Origin of the sequence: Roseomonas sp. TAS13, assembly GCF_001950415.1 — a bacterium.
GTDB lineage: Bacteria > Pseudomonadota > Alphaproteobacteria > Acetobacterales > Acetobacteraceae > Roseomonas > Roseomonas mucosa.
The window spans coordinates 1-24,328 of sequence record NZ_BDLP01000034.1 but is presented as its reverse complement, the minus strand read 5'-3'; the positions used below and the strand labels follow the sequence as shown (position 1 = coordinate 24,328).

Annotated in this window: 25 protein-coding genes; 10 read left to right on the top strand and 15 right to left on the bottom strand. The window is 62.9% G+C overall.

Features of this window, described 5'->3' with window-relative positions:
* The 4 genes from tnpC to ROTAS13_RS26050 all read left to right on the top strand — a co-directional run.
* Positions 1 to 1,562, top strand: a 1,562-nt coding sequence (gene tnpC, locus ROTAS13_RS05125; RefSeq protein WP_371329174.1) for an IS66 family transposase, incomplete at its 5' end; no start/stop codon positions are given.
* A complete protein-coding gene (locus tag ROTAS13_RS05120) occupies positions 1,559 to 2,158 on the top strand; it encodes a plasmid pRiA4b ORF-3 family protein (RefSeq protein ID WP_075821725.1) in 600 nt (199 codons plus the stop codon). The genes tnpC and ROTAS13_RS05120, both read left to right, overlap by 4 nt.
* Before the next feature lie 218 nt (positions 2,159 to 2,376).
* Positions 2,377 to 3,837 (top strand): IS4 family transposase, encoded by a 1,461-nt coding sequence (locus tag ROTAS13_RS05115; protein ID WP_075821724.1) that lies wholly within the window; start codon positions 2,377 to 2,379, stop codon positions 3,835 to 3,837.
* Positions 3,838 to 3,880: 43 nt separating this feature from the next.
* Positions 3,881 to 4,051, top strand: coding sequence for a hypothetical protein (locus ROTAS13_RS26050; RefSeq protein WP_216348588.1), 171 nt, complete (start codon positions 3,881 to 3,883; stop codon positions 4,049 to 4,051).
* A gap of 323 nt (positions 4,052 to 4,374) precedes the next feature.
* Here ROTAS13_RS26050 and ROTAS13_RS05105 read toward each other — a convergent pair whose 3' ends face one another.
* From ROTAS13_RS05105 to ROTAS13_RS05095, 3 genes are all read right to left on the bottom strand, one after another.
* Positions 4,375 to 5,034 carry a BON domain-containing protein gene (locus tag ROTAS13_RS05105; protein ID WP_075821723.1) on the bottom strand — a complete coding sequence of 220 codons (660 nt, stop codon included), beginning with the start codon at positions 5,032 to 5,034 and terminating at the stop codon, positions 4,375 to 4,377.
* 501 nt (positions 5,035 to 5,535) lie between these two features.
* Positions 5,536 to 6,444 carry a YfdX family protein gene (locus tag ROTAS13_RS05100; protein WP_075821722.1) on the bottom strand — a complete coding sequence of 303 codons (909 nt, stop codon included), beginning with the start codon at positions 6,442 to 6,444 and terminating at the stop codon, positions 5,536 to 5,538.
* A gap of 163 nt (positions 6,445 to 6,607) precedes the next feature.
* Positions 6,608 to 7,462 (bottom strand): Crp/Fnr family transcriptional regulator, encoded by an 855-nt coding sequence (locus ROTAS13_RS05095; RefSeq protein ID WP_075821721.1) that lies wholly within the window; start codon positions 7,460 to 7,462, stop codon positions 6,608 to 6,610.
* Positions 7,463 to 7,663: 201 nt separating this feature from the next.
* Here ROTAS13_RS05095 and ROTAS13_RS05090 point away from each other — a divergent pair, with 201 nt between their 5' ends.
* Complete coding sequence (locus ROTAS13_RS05090; RefSeq protein ID WP_075821720.1) at positions 7,664 to 8,341, top strand: response regulator transcription factor; 678 nt, start codon at positions 7,664 to 7,666, stop codon at positions 8,339 to 8,341.
* 46 nt (positions 8,342 to 8,387) lie between these two features.
* Complete coding sequence (locus tag ROTAS13_RS05085; RefSeq protein WP_075821719.1) at positions 8,388 to 9,698, top strand: HAMP domain-containing sensor histidine kinase; 1,311 nt, start codon at positions 8,388 to 8,390, stop codon at positions 9,696 to 9,698.
* A 38-nt stretch (positions 9,699 to 9,736) separates the two neighbouring features.
* Here the strand turns inward: ROTAS13_RS05085 and ROTAS13_RS05080 are convergent, their stop codons facing one another.
* The 12 genes from ROTAS13_RS05080 to ROTAS13_RS05015 form a co-directional block, all read right to left on the bottom strand.
* Positions 9,737 to 10,102 carry an SPW repeat protein gene (locus ROTAS13_RS05080; protein WP_075821718.1) on the bottom strand — a complete coding sequence of 122 codons (366 nt, stop codon included), beginning with the start codon at positions 10,100 to 10,102 and terminating at the stop codon, positions 9,737 to 9,739.
* A gap of 110 nt (positions 10,103 to 10,212) precedes the next feature.
* Positions 10,213 to 11,373, bottom strand: a complete 1,161-nt coding sequence (locus tag ROTAS13_RS05075) for a cation:proton antiporter (protein WP_075821717.1) — start codon at positions 11,371 to 11,373, stop codon at positions 10,213 to 10,215.
* A 46-nt stretch (positions 11,374 to 11,419) separates the two neighbouring features.
* On the bottom strand, positions 11,420 to 11,848 hold the full coding sequence (gene trxC, locus ROTAS13_RS05070; RefSeq protein WP_075821716.1) for a thioredoxin TrxC: 429 nt from the start codon (positions 11,846 to 11,848) through the stop codon (positions 11,420 to 11,422).
* A gap of 62 nt (positions 11,849 to 11,910) precedes the next feature.
* Positions 11,911 to 12,750, bottom strand: a complete 840-nt coding sequence (locus ROTAS13_RS05065; protein WP_075821715.1) for an SDH family Clp fold serine proteinase — start codon at positions 12,748 to 12,750, stop codon at positions 11,911 to 11,913.
* Positions 12,751 to 12,893: 143 nt separating this feature from the next.
* Positions 12,894 to 13,490, bottom strand: a complete 597-nt coding sequence (locus tag ROTAS13_RS05060) for a rhomboid family intramembrane serine protease (protein WP_239371151.1) — start codon at positions 13,488 to 13,490, stop codon at positions 12,894 to 12,896.
* Positions 13,491 to 13,523: 33 nt separating this feature from the next.
* Positions 13,524 to 14,033, bottom strand: a complete 510-nt coding sequence (locus ROTAS13_RS05055; protein WP_216348587.1) for an NADH dehydrogenase ubiquinone Fe-S protein 4 — start codon at positions 14,031 to 14,033, stop codon at positions 13,524 to 13,526.
* Between the two features lie 52 nt (positions 14,034 to 14,085).
* Entirely contained in the window at positions 14,086 to 14,778 is a 693-nt protein-coding gene (locus tag ROTAS13_RS05050; RefSeq protein WP_075821713.1) for a hypothetical protein, read from the bottom strand.
* A 201-nt stretch (positions 14,779 to 14,979) separates the two neighbouring features.
* The gene (locus ROTAS13_RS05040; protein WP_075821712.1) at positions 14,980 to 15,630 is read right to left on the bottom strand and encodes an HdeD family acid-resistance protein; all 651 of its coding nucleotides are present in this window, start codon (positions 15,628 to 15,630) and stop codon (positions 14,980 to 14,982) included.
* 171 nt (positions 15,631 to 15,801) lie between these two features.
* The gene (locus tag ROTAS13_RS05030; RefSeq protein WP_075821711.1) at positions 15,802 to 16,926 is read right to left on the bottom strand and encodes a sigma-70 family RNA polymerase sigma factor; all 1,125 of its coding nucleotides are present in this window, start codon (positions 16,924 to 16,926) and stop codon (positions 15,802 to 15,804) included.
* Positions 16,927 to 16,999: 73 nt separating this feature from the next.
* Positions 17,000 to 19,915, bottom strand: coding sequence for an ATP-dependent Clp protease ATP-binding subunit (locus tag ROTAS13_RS05025; RefSeq protein WP_075821710.1), 2,916 nt, complete (start codon positions 19,913 to 19,915; stop codon positions 17,000 to 17,002).
* Between the two features lie 61 nt (positions 19,916 to 19,976).
* A complete protein-coding gene (ftsH, locus tag ROTAS13_RS05020) occupies positions 19,977 to 21,809 on the bottom strand; it encodes an ATP-dependent zinc metalloprotease FtsH (protein ID WP_075821709.1) in 1,833 nt (610 codons plus the stop codon).
* 16 nt (positions 21,810 to 21,825) lie between these two features.
* On the bottom strand, positions 21,826 to 22,254 hold the full coding sequence (locus ROTAS13_RS05015) for a MarR family winged helix-turn-helix transcriptional regulator (protein WP_075821708.1): 429 nt from the start codon (positions 22,252 to 22,254) through the stop codon (positions 21,826 to 21,828).
* Between the two features lie 192 nt (positions 22,255 to 22,446).
* Between ROTAS13_RS05015 and ROTAS13_RS05010 the strand changes: the two genes are divergently transcribed.
* The 4 genes from ROTAS13_RS05010 (at position 22,447) to ROTAS13_RS04995 (ending at position 24,275) form a co-directional block, all read left to right on the top strand.
* The gene (locus tag ROTAS13_RS05010; RefSeq protein ID WP_075821707.1) at positions 22,447 to 22,875 is read left to right on the top strand and encodes an Hsp20/alpha crystallin family protein; all 429 of its coding nucleotides are present in this window, start codon (positions 22,447 to 22,449) and stop codon (positions 22,873 to 22,875) included.
* 14 nt (positions 22,876 to 22,889) lie between these two features.
* A complete protein-coding gene (locus ROTAS13_RS05005; RefSeq protein WP_075821706.1) occupies positions 22,890 to 23,288 on the top strand; it encodes an Hsp20/alpha crystallin family protein in 399 nt (132 codons plus the stop codon).
* A 20-nt stretch (positions 23,289 to 23,308) separates the two neighbouring features.
* Positions 23,309 to 23,800, top strand: a complete 492-nt coding sequence (locus ROTAS13_RS05000) for an Hsp20/alpha crystallin family protein (protein WP_075821705.1) — start codon at positions 23,309 to 23,311, stop codon at positions 23,798 to 23,800.
* Between the two features lie 124 nt (positions 23,801 to 23,924).
* Positions 23,925 to 24,275 (top strand): phosphate-starvation-inducible PsiE family protein, encoded by a 351-nt coding sequence (locus ROTAS13_RS04995; RefSeq protein ID WP_239371146.1) that lies wholly within the window; start codon positions 23,925 to 23,927, stop codon positions 24,273 to 24,275.
* Positions 24,276 to 24,328: the final 53 nt, after the last annotated feature.

The window sequence follows — 24,328 nt, the reverse complement described above, 5'->3', positions numbered from 1 at the left end:
CCGATATCGACGCGCTGCGCACCGCGCTGGCGGCGGAGCAGTCGGCCCGGCGTGAGGCCGAGGCGCGGGCCTCCGGCGCCGAGGCGATGGTGGCGCATCTCAAGCTGCTGATCGCCCGGCTCAAGCACGACAAGTACGGCGCCTCCTCCGAGCGCGGCCGCAAGCTGCTCGACCAGTTGGAACTCGAGCTCGGCGAGTTGGTCGCCGCCGCCAGCGAGGACGCCGCCAAGGTCGAGGGCGCAGCCTACAAGGACGGCAGCACCCGCCGCCCCGACAGTCCGCCCCGCGGCCAGCCGGTGCGGGCCCCCCTGCCGGCTCACCTGCCACGCGAGCGGATTGTCCTGCCGGCGCCGACGACCTGTCCCTGCTGCAATGGCAAGCTGTCCAAGCTGGGCGAGGACATCACGGAAACGCTCGAGGTCGAGCCGATCAGATGGAAGGTCATCCAGACCGTGCGGGAGAGGTTCTCCTGTCGCTCCTGCGAGACCGTCACCCAGCCGCCGGCACCGTTCCACCCCATCGCCCGCGGCCGGGCAGGACCGAACCTGCTGGCCATGATCCTGGAGGCCAAGTTCGGCCAGCACCTGCCGCTGAACCGCCAGAGCGAGACCTATGCCTTGCAGGGCATCGAACTCAGCGTCTCGACCATCGCCGGCTGGGTCGGGGCCTGCACCGCCAACCTGGACCCGCTGGTCACCCTCATCGAGGCCCATGTGCTGGCGGCCGAGCGGTTGCACGGCGACGATACCACCGTCCCCGTGCTGGCCAAGGGCAAGACCATCACCGGCCGGGTCTGGACCTATGTCCGCGACGACCGGCCCTTTGGCGGCCGGGCACCGCCGGCGGCGATGTTCCGCTACTCCCGTGACCGGACAGCCGAGCATCCGAACCGGCACTTGGTCGGCTATGCCGGCATCCTGCAGGCCGACGCCTATGCCGGGTACAACGGGCTCTACGAGGCTGACCGACAACCGGGGCCGGTCACCGAGGCAGCGTGTTGGGCGCATGGCAGGCGCAAGCTGTTCGAACTGGCCGAGTTGTCGCGGGCGCCGCTCGCCGTCGAGGCGCTGCGCCAGATCGACGCCATCTTTGATGCCGAGCGCACCATCAACAACCTGCCCGCCGAGGCGCGGCTCGTCCTTCGCCGGCAGCACGTCGCGCCGCTGGTCACCGACTTCGAGACCTGGATGCGCGAGAGCCGCGGCAAGCTGTCCCGGCACGCGCCGGTCGCCAAGGCCATGGACTACATGCTGGTGCGCTGGGAAGCCTTCACCCGGTTTCTCGGCAATGGCCGGATCTGCCTCACGAATAATGCTGCCGAACGGGCGCTGCGCGGTATCGCCCTTGGCAGGAAGTCGTGGCTGTTCGCCGGCAGCGATCGCGGCGGCGACCGGGCCGCGGCGATGTACTCGCTGATCTACACCGCCAAGCTGAACGACGTCGACCCGCGCGCCTGGCTGGCCGATGTCCTCGCCCGCATCGCCGACCACCCCGCCTCGCGCCTGCACGAGCTGCTGCCTTGGAACTGGACCCGTGCGAGGGAGGGCAAGGAAGCGGCATGACCAGCTCCAACATCGCCCGGCTGAAGATCACCCTCGACGACGTCAAGCCCGCGGTGACGCGCCGCGTCGAGGTGCCGCTGACCATCCGGCTCGATCGCCTGCATTTGGTGCTGCAGGCCGCCATGGGCTGGACCAACAGCCACCTTTACGAGATCCGCGCCCGCGGTGTGGGCTGGGGCGTGCCCGACCCAGACTGGGGAGACGGCCCGCTCGACGCCCGCAAGACGCGGCTCCTCGACGTCATCGAGGACACCGGCGCGAAGACGCTGAGGTACCTCTACGACTTCGGCGACGGCTGGGAACACACGGTCAAGGTCGAGCGCATCTCCAATGCTATCCCCGGCCTGCTCTACCCGTTCCTGATCAATGCTACAGGCCGTTGCCCACCCGAGGACGTTGGCGGACCCCCAGGTTATGCCGAGTTCCTCGACGCGATCGCCGACCCGAAGCACGAGAGCCACGCCGAGATGGTTCGCTGGGTCGGCGTGCCTTTCGATCCCGCCGGCATCGACTTCGAAGAGCACGCAAAAGCCGTCGACACCCTCGCCAAGGCGTGGTCACGCAAGCCAGCCACCCGGCGCAATTCCGCAAGCTGATCGCGGCCCTCCCAGGATCAGCGCCCCAGAGGAGCTCAGCCCCGACCGATAGCGGTGAACGCCGCCAATCCGCGGTCCTCGGCTACCCGCGGCCTTGGCCGTCTTTCGATTACCCACAAGTCGGCAATCGTCGCGGTGAGGAGAGGGGAAAGGCTTGATCTCATTGAGTCCGGCGTGATTCCTTTCCGGGCACCCCAACGCTGGGCGGAGGGTGTGCGATGGTGCCGTGCGTGCGGGACGCCGCCGGAGGGAATGCTGATGCTTCCTCCTCTCAGGACTGGACGGAAGCCGAGGTGGCGGCTGCGACCTTTGCGGACGCGCGCCTCCACCGCCGGTTCATGGGCCTGCTCGGGCAACTCGCGGCGGGTGTCGGGACGACCATCCCCCAGGCCTGCGGCGATTGGGCCGGAGCGAAAGCTGCCTATCGCTTCCTCGCCAACGCTCGGGTGAGCGAGACCGACATCCTCAGCGGCCACAGGGTGGCGACGGCCGAGCGGTTCAGGTCCTATCGCGGCGTGGTTCTGCTGGTCCAGGACACCACGGAGTTCACCTATCGCCGTGTGTCCACGACCGCGATCGGGATGACCAAGAGCGTCAACAGCGGTCGTGACGCCGAGGGCCGGTGGCGGCACCACACCCTCTGCGGCCTCCTCCTGCACACCAGTCTGGCGGTTACCGAAGATGGCGTACCGCTCGGGCTGACGGCCCTGAAAGTCTGGACGCGGTCGAAGTTCAAGGGGACCGCGGCACTCAAGCGGGTGATCAATCCGACCCGCGTGCCGATCGAGGGCAAGGAGAGTGTCCGCTGGCTCGACAGCCTCCGGCAGTCGGTGGAGCTCCTCGACGATCCGGGACGCTGCATCCATGTCGCCGACCGCGAGAGCGACATCTACGAGCTGTTCTGCCTGACCCAGGAGCTGGGCACCCACTTCGTCGTCCGTACCTGCGTCGATCGGCTTGCGGGCGATGGCACCCACACCGTCTCGGCTGAGATGAAGGAGGCTCGCGTCCGCGGCCTGCACCGGGTCGAACTCCGCGGGGCCGAGGGCGAGGCCATCCAGGCCGTTCTTGAGATCCGCGCCCGTCGCGTCCACCTGCTCCCGCCGATTGGCAAGCAGCGACGCTATCCCGCCCTCGACCTCACGGTCCTGCACGTCACCGAGAGGAATCCGCCGCGTGGTCGCAAGCCAATTGAGTGGAAGCTTCTGACTGACCTGCCGGTGCGCTCTCGCCAGGAGGCATTCGAGAAGATCCGCTGGTACGCCATGCGGTGGAAGATCGAGACCTTCCACAAGGTCCTGAAGTCGGGTTGCCGGGCGGAAGAGTCCCACCTGCAATCCGCCGAGCGGATCGCCAATCTCCTCGCGCTGTTCTGCATCATCGCCTGGCGGATCCTCTGGCTGACGCTGGCTTGCCGTGCCGATCCGGCGGCTGCACCACAAACGGCGCTGAACCGGCAGGAGATCGCTCTCCTCGATCGGCTTGCCCCCGGCGCCGACGGCGGAGGACCCAAAGGTCAAACCCTGGCCGCCTACGTCCAGAAGCTCGCGCGCCTCGGTGGTCACCTCGGACGCTCGCGAGATCCGCCTCCTGGCATCACCGTCCTCTGGCGCGGACTGTCCCGTCTCGCCGACATCGGACTCGGCGTAGAGATCGCTGAGCAGTCAAAATGTGGGTAATCGAAAGCTTCACCGTGGGCTTACGCTGCGGCGAACAGACGAGATGGTGATCGAGCCGACGGAGAGCTGCATGGCGGTCTCGCGGGTGCTGTCGCCCTTCGTCGAGCGGGTGGTGATCGCCAACCCGCTACAGGTCAAAGCGATCGACAACGCACACGTGAAGACCGACAAGGTCGACGCCGGCACGCTGGTGAGCCTCTACACGGCCGGATAGCATAGGTCATTACCCAAACCAGTCTGGCTGCCGGTGTCATGGCGCTCTCTCCCTTGCTCGCAAGGGAGAAAGCTTAAGCCAAGCCGTGATGCTCTACGGCGCCATTGTCCTCGCCGTGCTCCTGTTCCAACTCGTGCTTCGACGGCTCGGGAGCGCGGAATGCTGACGGAGCGCGGCAAAACGATGGAACAGACGAACGGCGTCTGCGGCCAGGTCGATCCGGGCCACGCCGTCCTGACGCGAAGCCACGGTTGCCGCTGCCGGCAACCGTGGCCAAATGCGACCTTCGCGCTGAGATGATCAGGCGATGGCCAGCGAACAGCCTAGCCAATGGTGATGCGATTATCGACGCTCGTCACCCCAGGGGCAGCCCACGCCGACCGCTCGGCTTCCTGCTTCTCGGCCCACGAGCGAACCGTGCCGCGCAGGATCACCTTGCTGCCGTCCACCTCGACGGTGATCCGGTCGGCATCGACCTGGGCGCTGCGGACCAGCGCATCCTGTATTTTCCGCTTCACGTCGGTCGAGCTCACCTTTGCCTTCACGACGATCATGTTGGTCACGCCCTTGACGCCCGTGATCGAACGCACCGCCCGCTCGGCCCACTCCTTCTGGTAGTTCCATTCGGCTTCGCCCTCGAGTGTCAGCCAGCCGTTCTTCACCACGACCTTGACCTTGTCCGCGGCGCCCCAGAGCTCCCGCTTGACGGCCTTGACGGCCTCCTCGGCGATCTCGGGATCGGTGCGTTCGCTGGCGAGCTTGACTTCGATGTCATTCGCGACGCCCTTCACGCCGGACACGCGTTTTGCGGCCTTCTCGGCGTAATAGGAGTCCATGTAGCGCTTGACGAAGCCGGTCAGCGTTACGACGCCGTCCTTGACGGCCACGGCGATGTGGCTGTCATCGATGATGGAAGGATCATATTTGATCTCGTCTTCGACGTCCTTCTTGATCGAAGCATCTGTGCGGAACCATGAGACCATGACGTTCTCCTTTCGTCGGTTGTGCGGGAAGCTTCTGGAAGCTTCTTCGCTTCCGGAAACCACGATGGAGGCAACCGCTCCGCGGCGCATTGACCGCCGTCATCGGACTGGTATTTCGATCGGGCACCGGTCCCGAACGTTAGGCCCTGCGGGCTGCGGGTCGCCGGCGATCCGGCGCAGCCTTCCCGCACCGACGACCTCGATTCGCGAGCCCGGATGCAGACCAGGCCACTTGTCCGCTTCCATGAGCGCCACAAAGGTTCGATGATCGAGGCTCGCCACGTGGGCAGTCGTGGCCGCCTCACAGGCGCTGGCGCGCACCCTTCGGCCAGGACTGCCAACAAGGCGGGGGGAAAGTGGATCGACATCCGAGACCATGATCCAACGCGCCATGGGCCCCGTTTCACCACCCGGCATCAGCCAAATGCAGGGTTCCTCAAACGGATGCTGGGCGCCGGCCGCCATTGCGGCCAGCGCCCAGCAATTTCGCACGAGACTTAGTTAGATCAGGTCCGACAACTGCTGCTTGATCTTGTCGAACCATCCCTGACCGCTTCCGTTATTTGAAGCCTTTTCCTCGATTTGATCGATCTGTTCGTAGATCGGCTTGAATGCCTTCTTGTCCCCGTAACCCAGCAGCTCGGCCATCTTGATCTGATGTCTGGCCTCGGCGAGTTGGCTAGCCAGTGTCTCGTTGTCCTTGTCCGTTCGCTCCTTGTTCTCCGCCAGCGCCTCGGCATTCCTGAGCAGGATTTCGGCACGCAGGATAGGCAACGGAACCACGTCAGTAGTCACCACGAGGGTATTCAGCACGGCCTGCAATGCCACCTTCGCCTCGTCCAACTTGCCCTCTTCGATCAACGGCGCGACGGCCTTGATGGCGGCCGGATAGGTGGCCAGCGGGATGCTGACGGTACGGAATTCAATCTCGCTCGCCAGATCCGCCACCAGGGGACGGGCCTTCTGGATTTCTCCGTCTTCGAGATAATCCTCTGCGTTCTTGATGACGGCCTTGATGGTATCGAGATCCGCCAGCAGGTCATAGGTGACGACCTCAACGTCCACCGGCGCCAACGCCAGTGTCGGCTCTCGCGCCAGGATCAGCTCGAGCTTGCCGGTTGCCCGCTCCAGAGCAGCCAAAGCCTCTTCGGTCTTCTTATCATCAAGTAGCTTCAAGGCATTCTTGGTTTCGTTCACCGCGGCGACCGCATCCGCCGTGACCTTCTTGCGCCTTTCTGCTGCCTGATCCGTTGCTTCCGCATCCACCTGCGGCTGGACCGACTCGGTTGCCTCGTTCCGGGCCTCTGGTTTGGCCGGCAGAGCCGTGTCTTGGGCAAGGGCCTGCAACGAGGCAATCAGGACCACGCTCAGCAGGGCGACGGCAAGGGGATTCAGCTTCAACGTTTTCATTGCTTGTCTCCTTTCGGGGCTAGGCTTTTCACCTAGGGCTGTTGCAAGAGTCGCATGATGACGATAGTTTCGGATAGGAGACGTCTTGGCATTTGCCGGCTCGATCTTGGATGTAACGCTTGAGTTTATCCTCGCATCTGCGCGGAACCATGAGATCACAACGTCATCCGTTCGTTTGCTGTGTGGGGAGCTTCTTTGCTTCCGTAAACCTCGATGGAGGCGATCCCTCCGCGGTGCATTGACCGCCGTCATCGGCCTGATATTTCGATCGGGCACCGGTCCCGTACTTAGGCCTTGCGGGCTGCGGGTCGCCGGCGATCCGGCACAGCCTTCCCTCATCGACGACCTCGATGCGGTTCGCTTCGATCAGCCGTATGGCTCCGGCGCGCTCAAGCGCGTGAAGGGACCGGCAGAGCGTTTCGCCGGCGATCGCCAGATAGGCCGCCACGTCGCGGCGCGGAACCGGGAGCTCGACGGCCCGTCGGCCCGACGGGGTAATCTCCCCGATACCTCGCGCGATCAGGCAGTGCAGATAGGCCGCCACGCGCGCGTCCCGCCTTTGATTGCCCAGCAGGGACGACAGTTCGTAGGCTGCATCCAGTTCATCCAGTGCTGCTGCAAAGAACGTGCGTTCGAGCGCCCGGTCCGCTTCCATGAGCGCCATAAAGGTCCGATGATCGACGCAGGCCACGTGGGCAGCCGTGGCCGCCTCAACTCCGGTACGGCGCGACCCGCGGCAAGGATTGCCGAACAGAGCGCCGGGAAACAGGAATCGCAGCACGCGATATGTGCCGTCCTCGTGAAGCTTCTGGAGACGCAAGACGCCCGACAGGACCACGCCAACGAAGCTCGGCTCGGTAGCCTGGTGGATCAGCACGTCATCCGGTTCCAGACGACGAACCCGCCCACAATCGCAGATGGAGCGGTGCAGAGGAGGACTTTCGTGCATGCCGAACTGCGACCCACCGGATCTCCGAGTCAATTTGCGGGCGACCGGTTCGCACTGCGGCATGAACATGACTCCCTCCCTGGCGACGGCAAGGCCAAGGATGAGGCCAGAACCTTACGTCTGACTGGCGCAAGGTTTACGTTTCTGTAAGGTATGCTATGGGGTCACCACCGTGCCATCGCGCGAAAGGGGCGACCGACATCTGATCCGGATCAAGGACGTCTATAGTGTCAGAAGCGATTTTGGCGCCAAAAGGGAGGACCCAGACCCATGAAAATCCTGCTTCTGGAGGACGACGCAAAGCTCGCCGGTTACGTTTGCAGGGGTCTCCAAGAGGCCGGACACAGCGTCGATCGCCTCACGAACGGATGTGAAGCGCTCTCTCATGCGCTCTACGCCGAGATCGACCTGGCGATCGTGGACCGGATGGTTCCAGGTATCGACGGGGTATCGGTGGTCCGGGCGTTACGGGGCGCGCGGAAGCAGGTTCCCGTGCTGATGCTCACGGCGCTCGGCGACGTCGCCGACCGGGTCGAGGGGCTCGCCGCCGGAGCCGACGACTATCTTTGCAAACCGTTCCATTTCGCGGAACTGCTTGCCCGGATCACGGCGCTCGCCCGCCGTGGTCATCAAGCTTTCGAGCCCCGTGTGCTGAGCGTGCACGACCTCTCGCTCGACCTGCTCGCCCGCACGGCGAAGCGGGGCGGCAAGCAGATCGACCTTCAATCGAAGGAGTTCGCGCTGCTTGAGGTTCTGATGCGCAATGCCGGCCGCGTCGTGCCGCGCACGCTGCTGCTCGACAAGGTCTGGAACCTGAATTTCGAGCCGAATTCCACCATCTTGGAAACGCACATCAGTCGACTGCGCGCCAAGATCGACAAGCCATTCGACCTGCCGCTCGTTCACACCGTTCGCAGCATGGGTTACACTTTGCATGGCCCTCTCTAGACTCTTCGCGACTTCAACATTCCGAACCGCAGTCTATGGTTCCGCGGTGCTGGTCGCAGCGCTCGTCGTCAGTGGGGTAACTGTCCTTTCGACGGTCCGCGCGACTCTTGACGAGGACGTTCGCAATCAGGTCGAGTCCGCGCGAGCTGCTCTCATCGAGGTGTACGCGGCCGAAGGCAGAGACACCTTTCTGGATCACGTGCGACGGGTCGCGTTGCGCCTTGGCGCCTGGCGTCAGGCAATCGTCATATATGATACCCAGGGCCAGCGATTGGCCGGCAACATCGACATCCCGCCACCGCCGGAGGGCTGGCATAAGATCGATGATCCCGCGTTGACGGTGGCTGTCGGTTACCCTCGGATTCTTGCCAATGTCAGCGTGCTCGGCGATTTTACGGTGCTCTCAGGCCGCTCGCTGCGGACGCGGGACGTGACGCTGCGGACGCTCGCGTACTCAGTTTCCGGCCTTGCTCTCCTTGTCATGATTACCTTCATCGGCATCGGCATCGTCCTCGGCAGTCGGGCCCAGCGCAAACTAAGTTCGATCGGCGCGGCGCTGCAGCGCGTGTCGCTGGGCGATCTGTCGGCCAGAGTACCAGTCGATTTGGGGATTGATGCGATCGACCAACTGGCGGGCCAGATTAACAACCAGTTAGCGCGACTCGAGTCGCTTATCTCCTTGACACGCGCGACGTCGGCCACCCTCGCCCACGAGCTGCGAAGCCCGCTTGCCCGTGCGACGCTCGCCATTGAGCGCGCCGCCGACGCCGCAGAGAGCGACCGGGCAAAGCAAGCGCTCGGTGAGGTGGAGGCTGAACTCGCTCGGATCGCCGCCGTGTTCGACTCCGTTCTGCGCATCGCACGCATCGGCAGCCAACCCTCATTGGACAGCGGGCATATCGAACCGGCTGCACTTCTCGCAGAGTTGGTCGAGATATTCGGCCCCGTGGCGGAGGAACGCGGCATAAAGCTCGAGCTTGCGGCACCCGACGATTCGAACCTGCTGCGCGGCGACGTGCCTATGCTCCGCCAGATGGTCGCCAATTTGATCGAGAACGCGCTGGCCTATTGTCCGGCAGGCGCAACGATAACGCTTTCGGCGGAACCGCGGAGCGGCGGCAGGGTCGCGCTCGTCGTCGCCGACACCGGACCGGGAATCCCGGAGGAGGAGCGCTCTCGCGTGACAGAACCCTTTTACCGTGGCGATGCCGACAAGGCGAATCGCGGCGCTGGGCTTGGCCTTTCCATTGTCCAGGCGATTGTCGCCCGCCACGGAGCGCGCCTCGAACTTCTCGATAACCGGCCGGGTCTGAGGGTGGTGGTGGAGTTTCCACCTGCGGGACAAGCACCCGCGTGACATGGCAGGTTTCGGATCGGGAGCCTGCGCGCCCGCATTCAAGGTCGTGAAGCGCCACCTTTCCGCCACAGTGCCCAACCGGACAGGAACGCTATTCCGGCGCCGCAAATAACGGCGTTTGTTTGAGCAAACGGCGTGTCGGCAAAGCCGATCACCCAAGGCGAGACAGTAAGCCAGGCGCCGAGGACCAATCCCAGCCAACCCTGCCATTCCGCCCTCTCCGCAAGGGCAGCAACAGCAACCAGAAGCGCCAGCGCACCCGTTATGACGAAACTCCAGATTGTCAGCGGCGCCCATGCGTCACCGGGCGTCGTTTGCTGCAGCACGAGCGGCGACACGACCAGCCAGCCGCCAAGCGCGACCACGATCCAGCTGTGCCAATTGCGCGTGCTCAAGTCGCTCATCTCTGATCTGACAGGCAAAGGTGCCCTCACTGTGACGCCTTGCGCATCAGGCGCCAATGACCGCCGCCAATGCAGCAATAGCCATGCGCGAAGGCTGGCGCATTCCAACTTCACTGCAGGTTCGACTGAGCATCTCGTCCGGCCCATCGGACCAGAGCACTCCCGCACAACATGCTTATGCCGATGGCGATGAACAGCGGACCGCCAAAGCTGGCGGGAAGGAGGCCTGAGGCCATGGAGACCGAAAGCAGCATGAGGCTGAATTCGCCTCCGTGAGCCAGGATGATGCCGGTTCGCAATGACGCCGGAAGTGGTTCGCCAAACCCGCGAGCGACAGCGAGAAAGATCAGCGCCTTGCCGAAGAAGAGGATCGCGAGCCAGATCAGCACAGCGGGCCAGGATGACGCCAAGGTTCCGAGCGGAAGTTGCGTCCCGATGCCAATGAAGAAGATGCCGACGAAGAGATCGCGAAAAGGCCGGATTTCATTTTCGACGGCATGACGCGCATCGCCTTCGCCAATGATCATCCCGGCGGCGAAGGCAGCGAGCGCCGGGGAAAGCCCTGCGGAGGCTGCGGCGATAGCGGAGCCGAGTGCGATCGCAAGTGCGAGGAGCTGGGCAAGCTCTGGATCGCCACTTTCGGCGATCCATTTGGCTATTACCTGCAGTGGCCCCCGCGCGATGAAGAGAAGGACGACCAGCCCCACGGCTCCAAGAATGACCGTAGGTGCTCCGAATCCTTCAGCGGCGCCGCTCGATGCGTCATGCAGCAGCAGGAAGGCCACGGCGGCAAGGTCCTGAAACAGAAGCACGGCGATCGCCATGCGCCCCTGCAGCGAGCCAAGGGCGTTCACGCTCGCCAGCACCTTGAGGCACAGCGCGGTGGATGACATCGCGACGGCTCCGCCGACGAGGATCGCGGGGACGATGCCAAGGCCGAACAGAGAGATTGTCACCGCGGAAACGAGGATCGTCGTGACGGCAACCTGCGCCAGGCCGAGACCGAAAACGTGACGCTTGAGAGACGCGAGTTTCTCGAAGGAGAACTCCAGGCCGAGCGCAAACAACAACAGAATCACCCCAATTTCACCGATGGTGGTCAGGGCGGCGCTCTCTGAAACCAGACCGAGAGTCGACGGTCCGATCAATAGCCCCGTGAGAATGTAGCCTACAATGCTAGGAATGCCGATTCGCGCGCAGATCGTCACGAGCACAAATGCTGCACCAACAAGAAGAGCGCCACTTTCGAGAAAGCCGATCGTGCCGTGCAAATCGATTCCTTTCCACTTATCTGCGAGCGACGACGAAACGTGAAAATTACTCTCGTGACTGCGAGCGCGCCCAAGCCGTTATTTGCTGAGCCGTCATGGCGCCGCTGGTCCTGCCAACCTCGCGGCCGGCCTTGAACAGGATCATGGTGGGAATGCTGCGGATTCCGTAGCGGCCGGCGATCTGCTGTTCGGCTTCCGTATCGAGCTTACCGAGGCGAACATGCGGCTCTAGTGAACGCGCCGCAGCTTCGAACTGGGGCGCCATCATCTTGCATGGCCCGCACCATTCTGCCCAGAAATCCACGAGCAATGGCAGCTCGGCGCTGGCGTGGCGGTCAAAATTGGACGCAGTGAGAATGACCGGCTTCCCCTGGAAGAGCCGAGCCCCACAACGGCCGCACTTGGGATCGTCGGCCAGGCGATCTTCGGGAACGCGGTTGGTCGTGCTGCACTGTGGGCATGCGAGTGTCGGCATCGATTTTTTCTCCAATGGAATTGCCGTCTTGGATGTCGCGGCGCTTCTTTCTTGCCCCAAAGTCAAAGGAGCTGTTGTCTGCGTGTTTCCCTCTGCCGCGGCTCGGGAAGGTATTCCACGCCGCCACCCTGACGCCGCAGGGGCTGCGGATAGAGCGTCATGAGCTCCAGGATTTCGTCGGGCATATCGGTGCTCACCGAGAGTCCCATGTTCCGCGCCTCGTCGGCGAAGATGGGGTAGTCGTGAGTCCAGGTTCCCGTCGCCAGCTTTGCGGCCAGCGACCGGGCGCGTTCCTGGTCCGTGTTTTCGGCAAGGAACTGCATGGCCATGGTCTGGACCTGGGCGATCGCCTTGCGTCCGACATCGGCCATGACCAGCGTCTGGTCGTCCACCTCGGCGATCGGCTTCTCCTCGGCAACCTTGATGATCGACGCCGCCGGCATGCCGCCGAGCTGCGGGTCGATCGGGCCGAGCACAGAATGGCGACACATCACGATCTCGTCGGCCGCAAGGGCGATCAGGGTACCGCCTGACATCGCGTAATGCGGCACGAAGACCGTCACCTTGCCCTTGTGCCCCTGGATCGCGCGGGCGATCTGGGCCGCGGCCAGCACCAGGCAGCCCGGTGTGTGCAGCACGATGTCGAGAGGAACGTCGTCGTCGGTCATCTGGATGGCGCGCAGGGCCTCCTCCGAATCGTTGACGTCGATGTAGCGCATGAGGGGAAAGCCCAGCAGGTTCATGGTCTCCTGGCGATGGATCAGAAGGATGACGCGGCTGCCGCACTTCTTCTCGATCTGCGCGATCTTCCGCGTGCGCATTGCTTCGAGATACCTGCGCTGCAGAACGGGCTGCAGCGCGGAAATGATGAAGAACAGCCAAAACAGCTGCATTATGTCCATGAACTTTGTCCTCCTCTCCGGCGTCCATCCGGCAAGAACCCGTAGATGCCTTCGTCTCGATAGTAATGGCGATAGGTTGCGCTAGGCCTTCGCAACAGCGGCGTGATGAGCCAGCCGGCGACGAAGCCGCCGATATGCGCCCACTAGGCGATCCCGCCCGACGCCTGGTCACCCAAAGACATAAATCCCGGGATGAGCTGCATGAGGAACCAGATCAAGGCGAATACAAATGCCCGGACTTCGAAGAACAACGGTATGAACAGTATGGGCACGATCATAACCAGCCGGGCCGCCGGAAACATCCGCGCGTAACACCCGATCACACCTGCAATCGCGCCGGATGCACCGAGCGCAGGCACGACCGAGTCAGGGTTCGCGAGCGCATGGGCCAACCCCGCAGCTACGCCGCAGAACAGATAGAACAGGATGAATCGACCGGGGCCGAGACGGTCCTCGACCGCGGGACCGAAAATCCAGAGTGTCCACATGTTGAGGATGAGGTGCAGCCACCCCCCGTGCAGGAACATATTCGTCAGGAAGGGAGTCCAATCAGAGGGGGCGACAAGACTGAGCTGCCCGAAGAAGCGCGATGGCACCAGCGCGAACTCGAACAGGAACCGATCCAGCAGGCGCTGGGGCAGGCTGATCTGGTAGAGGAACGCGAGGACGTTCACCCCTACGAGTGCCCAGACGATGACGGGAGGATATCTCCGCGCGACGGTGTCGAGATAGGGAAACAAGCTCTCCGTCCCTGCTTCAGTTTACAGTTCGAGTCATGGTTTCTTCGCCGCCACGGTCACACCCGTCCATGCCGGCGGATCGGACGCCGGGAAGGACTCGAGGCTCGCTTCGAGCACGGGATCGAAATCTGTGTGATCGGGTGCGGACAATTCCACGGCGCCGTCTCGTTCCACTGCGTGTTGCAGGCTGTGGTCCGACTTTCCCGGCTTCTGCCGAGCGTGGATGCGAAACGCCCCCGGTACGTCAGCGCCCTTGTAAAGCTGATGTCTTTCGGCGCCCCGCCAACGATTGTGGTGGGCACGGGCCGGGGCGTCTTCGCGAACGATATACCTCCAGTCGTTATGTTCAGCAAAATCGATGGCGCTTTGCCGATCAGGAAATTTGAGCCGTATCGAACGATAGGGATCGTCGCTTGAGGTATAGCCCATGAGCGGCTCGATCCAGAGCGGTCGCGATGGCTCAAACTCGAGCACCCAGTAATTCGGCCGGGGCGCGGAGGTCATCACCGAGCGCGCCGGCCGGTAGATGATGGCCGTCGGCACGGCCCACGACCTCATGTCGGTCCCAGGCACCTTCGGTGGAAAGGGAGGACGATTATGTCCGAGCATTGCCGTTTTCCTTCTGATGTAGTTCCCTTTCGGAACTACCGAACTCAATCCGGTCGAGATGTTGCATACGGTTCGAGTTTCGAAGAATGGCTTCATGCGTTGTACGCCGATTCCCGGCAGCAATCTCTTCGAGGATATCTCTGCGCATCGCGGAGGTCATTTCTGCGACAGCTTTCATGATATTTGATCCGTCCTCTGAATTTAGTTTTCCGTCCCGCAGACCCGAAATCAGGGTATCAAGGACATTCTCGAAGGAGGCGATGACGTCAGAACTACCCAGCACGGCCAACTTGTGGTTCAAGACGCGCAATTCATCAATCAGGTCGTCGTTGTGCAGAGCGGTCTCCACGATTTGGGCGACCTTCTCGATGCAGGCCATGTAAATATCATTCTTCTTTTGAAGGATGATGACCTGTCCTTCCTTGCGAAGCTCCAGCTCAGTTTGCCTGTTCAGCAAGACCGCTGTCAGATAGATTGTCGCAACGGCCCCGAGAAACACCAGCACTACTTCCCGGGCGAAGGGTACGGGCTCGCTCTCGACGAACATCTCGCGAAAAGCGAGATATGCTGCTCCCCCAATGGCGATAGAGAAAAGCGCATAAGCCAGGTCGCGAGCTCTATACATAGAACGCCTATATACAGGTTGTTTGCTGCCGTTAGACGGACTGCCATCATTCATCTCTGCAATCTCCCGCAGCTTGATTCGGGAGATTGTGCGCCGCCGTCTCTTCTATTGGCTTGTGCCGCAAGAAAACAGGCGTCGGCCCAGAGCCAAACGGATTGAAGCCGACGCGCAAACATCGCTCGAAGATCGTTTCATCCCAACGAGTGAGATCGTCGTCTTCGTCGCCAACGGATCGGTGGTGTTCGGTCGCCACGCTCACGCTTCACTGGGTTTGTTCATAATGTCACTGGAGATGGAGCCGTCGGATCTACGAGCGTTGCGAAGCCGGAGGCCGAGCAACACCATCATCACGCCGAAGAAGGCAGCGTAGAAACCGAGGAGCCAACCGAGCGCGAGAAAGGTCTCGACCGGGCGGGTGAGCAACAGCCAGATTACGGCGACGCTCAGGGCAACCGAGACAAGACCGCTTAGAATGAGCCAGATCTCGCCTTTGATTTCCTTCCGCAGTCGGATCGCCGCGACGATTTCGAAGATGCCGGAGAACGCTGACCAGAAAGCGATGCTCGCCCAGAGGAAAGTGGCCAGCACCAATGTAGCGACGAAGGGCGAGACCACCACAATGACACCGGTCGCAATTCCAAGGATGCCGCTGAACATCAGCCAGCCCCAACGTTCGCCCTTGCGGAGGTGCCGTACGGCGGCAATTAGTCCGAACACACCGTCGGCAAAAGAGAACGCCCCGAAGACGAGCGTCAAGGCGAGGAGCGACTCTGCCGGCATGATGAACGCCAGCACCGCAATCAGAAGCGCGAGAACGCCTCGGAGGACAAATGCCCACCAGTTCTTGGAGAGGCTGCAAAGCAGATCCTCACTGCCCCGCACACTTTGTTTCGCCTCAGTGTTCATTTCTCCTCCTCCTTAAGTTTTCAGAAGTTTCCTGGAACCGAGTTGCGCCGGCATTTTCTACGCTCATTACCGAGCGCGCCGGCCGGTAGATGATGGCCGTCGGCACGTCCCACGACCTCATGTCGGTCCCCGGCACCTTCGGTGGAAGGGGAGGACGATTATGTCCGCGCGTCATGACGCTTCTCCCTTCACGTCGCCCAGGAGACCCCTCTCGATCCGATCCCGATCCAGAAGTGGCTGCGGGATGCGCGACGATTCCCTGAACGTCCCGGCGGTGTCAGCCGGGTATCCGGACGCCTGCATCTTCTCGCGAAGCTGCGCCCGCGCGGATTGGGCGATCCGTCGGACGTCATCTTCCGGAATGCCGAGGATTTGGGAGACGTGCTCCGCCGTGTCGTTCTCCAGATCGAGCCGCAGCAGCACCCTGCGCCACAGCGCCGGGAGCGCCGCGACGGCCCGGTGCAGCGCCAGTGCCTCCTCGCGCCGCGCCGCTTCGGCCACGGGATTGGCGGCGGAGACGTCGGCCACGAGGTCTTCCAGACGCAGGGCTTCGTCGGGCTGATAGAACTCGAACATCTCCTGGTCGGCCTCGGTCGGATCCTGCGCCGGGGCCTCGGGCTCGGAGTCGAGAGAGGCGGCGCTATCCGGCAGCGCATGGCTGGCCTCCCGTGCCGCAGCGTCGATGATCTCGAAGGCGAGCCGCGTCAACCAGTTGCCGACCGAGAACTCTGCCGGCCGCTGCTCGAACCGCTTAAGGCCTTTCAGGATCGTCGCATCAACCAGATCACCGACATCGAGACGGCCTTCGCGGACCGACCTGCTGGCCTCCAGGTAGGTCAATTCGCGCCTCACGGTGTCGTAGACCGCATCGAGATGATCCTCAATCAGGCCGAAATAGAGTGTGCGCCGTTCTGCCTCGGCGATGTCCTGTGCAGGCGGCAGCAGCGCCTTGATCCGGGCGCGGCGTGCGGGGCGCTTCCACTGCGGCTCGCCCTTGAGCAGCGCCACCTTCCGATCGACACGTCTGCGCAGATCGGCGAACGCCTTGCGCAGGACAGGTTCGATCTCGAATCCGTCCTCCTGCGCTGCGATCACGCCCGAGGGCAGTTGCAGCCGCAGGCTGGCGTGGATGCGGGTCTTTCCCTCCGTCTGCGACACGGAGATCTCCAAACGGGCCAGCTCGGGTCGGAAGCGCTTCAGATGACTTTCAAGCTGCCGGACCTCCTCGGCGATCACCTCGGGGGCGCGCTGCCGCCCGTGGCGGTCGAGATTACGAAATGCGGTTCGAATCTTCATTTTCGCTGACTTTTGCGTTGGAGGTCCGGCCGGAGATGGTCGATGTGGCCCGTGTCCGGCCGGGCCGCTGGTATCAGGCGGACGGTTTTTGTTCGCCAGACGAGCTCTTCAGTGACTTCTTGTCGGACTCATCTGCACTTGGCTTGTGTTCTCTGTTCGCCGACTTTCGCTTGCCCTTTTGGCCTGGGGCGCCTTTCGACTCGTCGGCGTCCTCGCTCGACGTCTCGGCAGCCTTAGCCCTTTCGAGCTTCTCGAAGACCACCTTCTGCTCGTCCGCCGACCAGGCAACGCGTACCTTGTCGCCGTCCGCGATACGTCCCGAGAGGATCTCGCGAGCGAGCTCGGTCTCGAGTTGCGAGCGGATCAGTCGCCGCAACTCGCGAGCGCCGAATTCGGGGCGGAAGCCGACCGCGCCGAAGTGATCCACGACACTCACGTCGTATTCGAGTTCGACGCCTTGGGTCAGGGCCGTGCGTTTCACCCGGTTCAGCTGCAACTCAACGATCTGGCGGATCTCGGCATGATTCAGCGAATGGAACACGATGATCTCGTCGATCCGGTTGATGAACTCGGGCCGGAAATGTCCGCGCAGCACCTCCATCAGTTCGGCCTTCTGCTTCGCCTCGTCGAACTCCTGCGTCCCGCGCTTTTTGAGGTTGCGCTGGATGATGTCGGAACCGAGGTTCGAGGTGGCGATGATAATGGTGTTGGTGAAGTCCACCACGCGGCCCTTGCCATCTGTCAGGCGGCCATCGTCGAACACCTGAAGCAGGATGTTGTAGACATCCGGATGCGCCTTCTCGATTTCGTCGAGGAGCACGACCGAGTAGGGCCGACGGCGGACCTTCTCGGTCAGCTGGCCGCCCTCGTCATAGCCGACATAACCCGGAGGCGCCCCGACAAGCCGGGCGACGGAGTGGCGCTCGCCATATTCCGACATGTCGATGCGGATCATCGCATCCTGATCGCCAAAGATCACCTCGGCGAGGGTCTTGGCGAGCTCGGTCTTGCCCACGCCGGTCGGCCCGAGGAAGAGGAAGGTTGCGGTCGGGCCGCGCCCTTCGCGCAGGCCCGCTCGCGCAAGGCGAACCGCGTCGGCGACGGCTCGGATCGCCTCTTCCTGGCCAATAACGCGCTCGTGCAACTTCTCCTCGAGCTTGAGGAGCTTGTCTTTCTCCTCGGTGGTCAGCTCCGTGACCGGAACACCAGTGATCTTCGAGACGATCTGGGCGACATGGTCGACGCGCACTTCGGCCGTGGCCGATGCCTGGTCGCGTTTCCAGACTTCCAGTAGCTCGTCCAGTTCCTTCTGCTTGGTTTCCAGCTCTCTCTTGAGTTCCGCTGCCCGGTCGAACTGCTTGCGGGCCGCGGCGTAATCCTGCTCGCGCTTGATCTGTTGGACCTCGGCATCGAGCTCCTGCACGTCAACCGGGCGCGCGGTGGCGCTGATCTTCACGCGCGCGGCGGCCTGGTCGATCAGGTCGATCGCCTTGTCGGGCATGAAGCGGCCGGTGATATACCTGTCCGAAAGCTCTGCCGCCGCGACGATGGCTTCGTCGGTGATCGTGACCTTGTGATGGGCCTCCAGCGTATCACGCAGACCGCGCAGGATCATGATCGTCTGCGCGACCGTCGGTTCGTCAACGTAGACCGGCTGGAAGCGGCGTTCGAGCGCGGCGTCCTTCTCGATATATTTTTGATACTCGTTGAGAGTCGTGGCACCGATCAGGTTCAACTCGCCTCGCGCCAGCGCCGGCTTGAAGGTGTTGGCGATGTCGAGCCCGCCTTCACCGCCGCCCTGGCCCGCGCCCACAATCGTGTGAATCTCGTCGATGAACAGGATCAGGCTGTCCTTCTCCTCGGTGATCTCCTTGAGAATCTTCTGGACTCGTTCCTCGAACTCGCCGCGATATTTCGACCCGGCGACCATAGAGTTGATGTTGAGCTCTACCAACCGCTTGTCGCGCAATGCCTCGGGCACCTCGCCAGCGACGATCCGCTGCGCCAGCCCCTCGACGATGGCGGTCTTGCCCACGCCGGGCTCGCCGATCAGGACGGGATTGTTCTTCTTGCGCCGGGCCAGCACTTCGATCGTCGTCTCGATCTCTCGAGCGCGGCCGATGACGGGGTCGAGCTTGCCCTCACGGGCGAGTTTGGTCAGGTCACGGCTGTATTGGTCGAGATCGGGCGTGCTGGAGGGGGCCTCCACGCGGCCTTCCTCGGCGCCCTTGCCGACGACCTTCGTCACCTGCTGGCGCAGCGCCTGCGGCGTCAATCCGTATTTGCGGAGGATCGACGCGGCGAGACCCTCACCCTCCTCGGCGAGGCCGATCAGCAAGTGCTCAGGACCAACATAGGAGTGGCCCAACTCGTTCGAGGCGATAAAGGCCCGGTTCAGCGCGTCCTTGAGGCGCGGACTGACGCCGATCTCGCCTTGCGGCTTGGCATCGCCGCGCTTTGCCTCTGTCTCGATCTGTTGACGCAGATCGTCCACATCGACCTTGAATTGCTCGAGGATGGTCTTGACGACCTCGGAAGCAGTTAGGGCCAGAAGCAGATGTTCGGTATCGACTTCGCTACGCCCGAACTCTCCCGCCTTTTGCGCCGCTTCCTGCAAAAGCTTGTTGCCCTGCTCGCTCAGCCGGTCGGCGATTGTCCGTCCGCCCCCGCCGCGACGGACGCCGCGCCGGGGGGCGGCATCGTCGAAGGTTGCGTCAACGGCATCGTCGCCGCCCGCAGACCCGAGCGCGCTTCCCGCCAACGGGCTGTCGCCGAAGAGGCTTCCGAATCCGCTGTCGCCGAAGAACTCGTCGAGCAGCGAGTGCCTTCCAAAGAGCGATTCGAGCGGCGACGCGCTGCGGCCAGACCGGCGCACCATCTCGCGATAATGCTGATCGCACAGTTCCATGTCCTGCACGCGGCCGTTGACCGAGGCCCGGACGCGGGCCGTCGCCGGGCGGCCGCAGATGTCGCAATTACCGTTTGCCATTTGTGTTCTCCCTTCGCTCATCCAGTTCGATTTGTTCGCGCCATCCGCGCCGCTAAAGACGTCATGCCGCAACCGCTTCCGTTCTTTTCACCTTGAGGCCGATTTCCTTCAGTTCGGCCTCATCCAGCGTTTCTCGTTGCAAGAGATCGCGTGCAGACTGCTCAAGAAGACCTCGGTTGCTTTCAAGAAGCGCCAGCGTGCGCTTGAAGACGCCATCCACGACCTCGCGCACCTTCTGGTCCATGCGCTCGGCCGTCGCCTCGCTGTAGCGTCGGTTGAGCCAGGACGCCTGATCGCCGGTCCCGAGGAAGCCCGGGCGTTCGCTGTCGTAGCTGCCATTGCCGAGATCGGGATCCATGCCATAGCGCGCGATCATGGCACGGGCGATGTCGGTGGCCTTCACCAGATCGTCCGCCGCGCCGGTCGAGAGATGGTTATAGACGAGCTTTTCCGCCGCCCGTCCGCCCAACAGCACCGCGATCTTGTTCTCGAGCTCCTCGCGCGTCATCAGGAAGCGGTCCTCGGTCGGCCGCTGGATAGTATAGCCAAGCGCGCCAATGCCGCGGGGGATGATCGAGACCTTGTGCACGGGATCGACGCCTGGCAGGGCCATCGCCACCAGCGCGTGCCCCATTTCGTGATGCGCGACGATCTCGCGTTCGCGCGGGTTCAGAACGCGGTTCTTCTTCTCCAACCCGGCGATAATGCGTTCCACGGCATTGTTGAAGTCGTCCATCGTCACCGCATCGGCCTTGCGGCGTGTGGCGAGCAGCGCCGCCTCGTTGACCAAATTGGCGAGATCAGCGCCCGAAAAGCCCGGCGTCAGTGCCGCCACCTTCTCGGCATCGACGTCCGGGGCGAGCTTCACCTTCTTCATGTGCACGCCGAGAATCTGCACGCGGCCCTTCTTGTCGGGCCGGTCCACCAGAACCTGCCGGTCGAACCGGCCCGCGCGGAGAAGCGCAGGGTCGAGGATCTCGGGCCGGTTGGTCGCGGCCAGGAGCACGATGCCGACCGACGGGTCGAAGCCGTCGAGCTCGGTCAGAAGCTGGTTGAGCGTCTGCTCGCGTTCGTCATGTCCGCCGGCAATCTGGCCGGCCGAGCGCGCGCGACCGAGGGCATCGAGCTCGTCGATGAAGATGATCGCGGGAGCCGCCTTGCGCGCCTGCTCGAACAGGTCGCGGACGCGCGCGGCGCCGACGCCCACGAACATCTCGACGAATTCCGAGCCGGAAATCGAGAAGAAGGCGACGCCCGCCTCTCCGGCCACCGCGCGGGCAAGCAGCGTCTTGCCCGTCCCTGGCGGCCCGACCAGCAGGATGCCCTTGGGAATGCGCGCGCCGAGCTTTCCGTATTCCGCCGGGTTCTTCAAGAACGCGACGACTTCCTCGAGTTCGGCCTTGGCCTCGTCCACGCCGGCGACGTCGGCAAAACTAACGCCGGTCTCCTTCTCCATGTAGACCTTGGCCTTGCTGCGGCCGACCTGCATGAACCCGCCGAAACCCTGCTTGTCGGCAAAGCGGCGGAACAGGAACATCCAGATGGCGAAGAACACGAGCGCCGGCGCCACCCACGAGATCAACGTGCCGAACAGGGTGTTCTGCGGAACGCCCGTGATCTCGACGCCGGCCCGGTCGATCCGCTCGAGGATGGCGGGGTTCACGACGGTCGTGACGAACTGCCTCTTGCCATCGACCGGTTCTGTGAAGCTGCCGGTTATCGTATCTGCTCCGACTGCGACGGAGGCGATCTTGCCGTCATTGAGATACTTTTCGAACTGGCTGTAACTGATCGGTGCGACGGACTGCCAGCTGGCGATCAGGTTCTGGATAAGGATCACAGCCACAAATGCCGCGACCCAGTACCAGATGTTGTATTCGGTCCTTTTCTCCATGGCAGGCTGTCTCCCTCTAGCGTGACAGCCGCGCACGTATGCGCTCCAGAAGCACAAACAGAACGCGTCTCTCTTCGGGCGACAGATCCCGCAAGATCTCATCTTCCAGCAGCAGCTGCCGCGGCTCGAGGTCCCGTATGGTAGATCTCGACTTCGCCGTTATCGTGACGATCTGCGATCGCCGGTCGTCCGGTGAAGGCGATCGCTCGACCCAGCCGCCACACACCATGCGATCCACCAGTTGGCTGGCCGTCGCGTTACCGACCTCCAGCCGGGCCGCCAGGTCGCCGATCGTGAGGCCATCCGCGTCGGCAACATGATTAGCAGCCATCCAGGACAGGCGTGTGAGCCCGCTGTCGCGGATCTCGTCGTCGACGCGCTGCTGGATGAGCTGAGCGACCCGGTGGATCGTCGTGCCGATCAGAGCCTGCCCGGATGAGATCATCGGTGGTCCTCCAGTTCTATGTGCCAACGATCATCATATGTGCAGGCCTCCGGTTTGCCAGCATAAATTTTGTTTGCATCGTATCGGGCTGAGCGTAGGATCGACATGCCCGAGAGCCTGCCGGCGCGAACCTCCGCAAGAACCGCGCGCACGGCTTGATCGGCGTTGCGCTTCAGCTTCAGGAGGTCAGCAATGCTCTATCCAACACGAATCCGCCGCAACGATCCCTTCGTGCTCATGCGCTCCATGATGCGCGATCTCGAAAGCGGCTTCTGGCCGCCGGTATCCCGCGCGGCATTCCCGGCGGTGAACGTCTGGCAGGGTCCGGATGTCATCGCCATCACCGCCGAACTGCCCGGGATCGAGCCGGGCGAAATCGAGATTTCCGTTAATGACAACGTCCTGACGCTTTCTGGCGAACGCAAGGCTCCGGAGGTGCCCGAGGGTGCGCGCTGGCGCCGCAACGAGCGCGGCCACGGTAAGTTCGCTCGCGCCATCCGCCTGCCGTTCGCAGCCTCCGATGACCTGGTCGAGGCAAGGATGGTCAACGGCGTGTTGAAGATCGTGATTGCCCGGCCCGAGGAGACACGGCCGAGGAAGATCGAGATCAAGGCAGCGTGAGGGGAGCTGGAACGATGAGCACCGACATTACGCAAGCCACCGAGAAGACGGTGACGGACGCACCCGAGACGGCCGCAGGCCGCCGCATCTATCGCCCGCTGACCGATATCATCGAGACCGATCAGGGCGTCTCCATGATGCTCGAGATGCCCGGCGTCGGGCCGGATCGCGTCGAAATCACGCTCGAAAACCGTGTGCTGACGATACGCGGCAGGGTCGAACCGATGAAACCCGAGAACCTGCAACTTGCCTACGCCGAATACGGCGAGGGCGATTTCGAGCGGGCCTTCACCCTTTCCGAGGACTTCGACCCTGACAGGATCGAGGCTGAGATGCGCAACGGAGTTCTGACCTTGACACTTCCCCGAGCCGCCGAACCGCAACCGAAAAGGATCGCCGTCAAGGGCGCCTGAAAACCGAAGGAGACCATATCATGCAGATCAAGGACCTCATCCCCTGGGCGCGCAAGGACGGCGCGCCAGACGCCAAGAGCAGCGAAGACAACCCGATTGCGACGCTCCAGCGCGAGATGAACCATGTGTTCGAAAACTTCTGGAATCGTGTCGGGAATCTCGAGTGGCCATGGGGAAGCGGCGAAACAAGATCCGACATGGTCGAGACCGACAACGCGATCGAAGTCTCCATCGAGCTGCCAAGTATGGAGATGAAGGACATCGAGGTCACGGTCAACGACGACATGCTGACCGTGAAAGGCGAAAAGAGGATCGAGCGCCAGGAGGAGAAAAAGGGATACTATCTCTCTGAGCGGAGCTACGGCGCGATCTACCGGACCATTCCGCTGCCCCCAGGTGTGGATGGCGAAAAGGCGCAGGCGTCCTTCAAGAACGGCGTGCTGACCATCAAGCTTCCCCAGACACCGGAGGCACAGGCGAAGGTCAAGCGCATCGAGGTCAAGAATGGCTGATTCGTCTCATTGCGTCTTCGCCGACACCCGACGCCCCCTCTGATCCATGTGATTTCGGGTGTAATACAGGTGCCAAAACCCTAGGGAATCCGGTTCCCTGGGGTCATTTTGAGGAGAAATCGCAATGGAAGGCGCCAGACCGGCCGGTTTGACCCGCGAACAATGGTCGGCGATGACGCTCTACGAGAAATTCGAGCAGGTCGTCATCTTCCTGCTCAGTGCCATCATCGCCGTGGTCGTGATGGCGTCCGTGTGGGCGCTCTTCAGGGAGGTCGTTAACCGCCTGGTCCTGGGCGCACTCGACACGCTCGATTTCACGACCTTCCAGGTCGTGTTCGGGATGATCTTCACCGTGGTGATCGCGCTGGAGTTCAAGCGGTCGCTACTGGTGGCGACTGAGCGCAGGTTCGGAATTCTGCAGGTGCGAACGGCTCTGTTGCGGAAATCGGCGTTGGGGACGCAGTTAGGTCTTTGATGTCCTGATCAGGTGCGCGCGACGGTATCGGGCATGCCAAGGGCGTTGAAGGT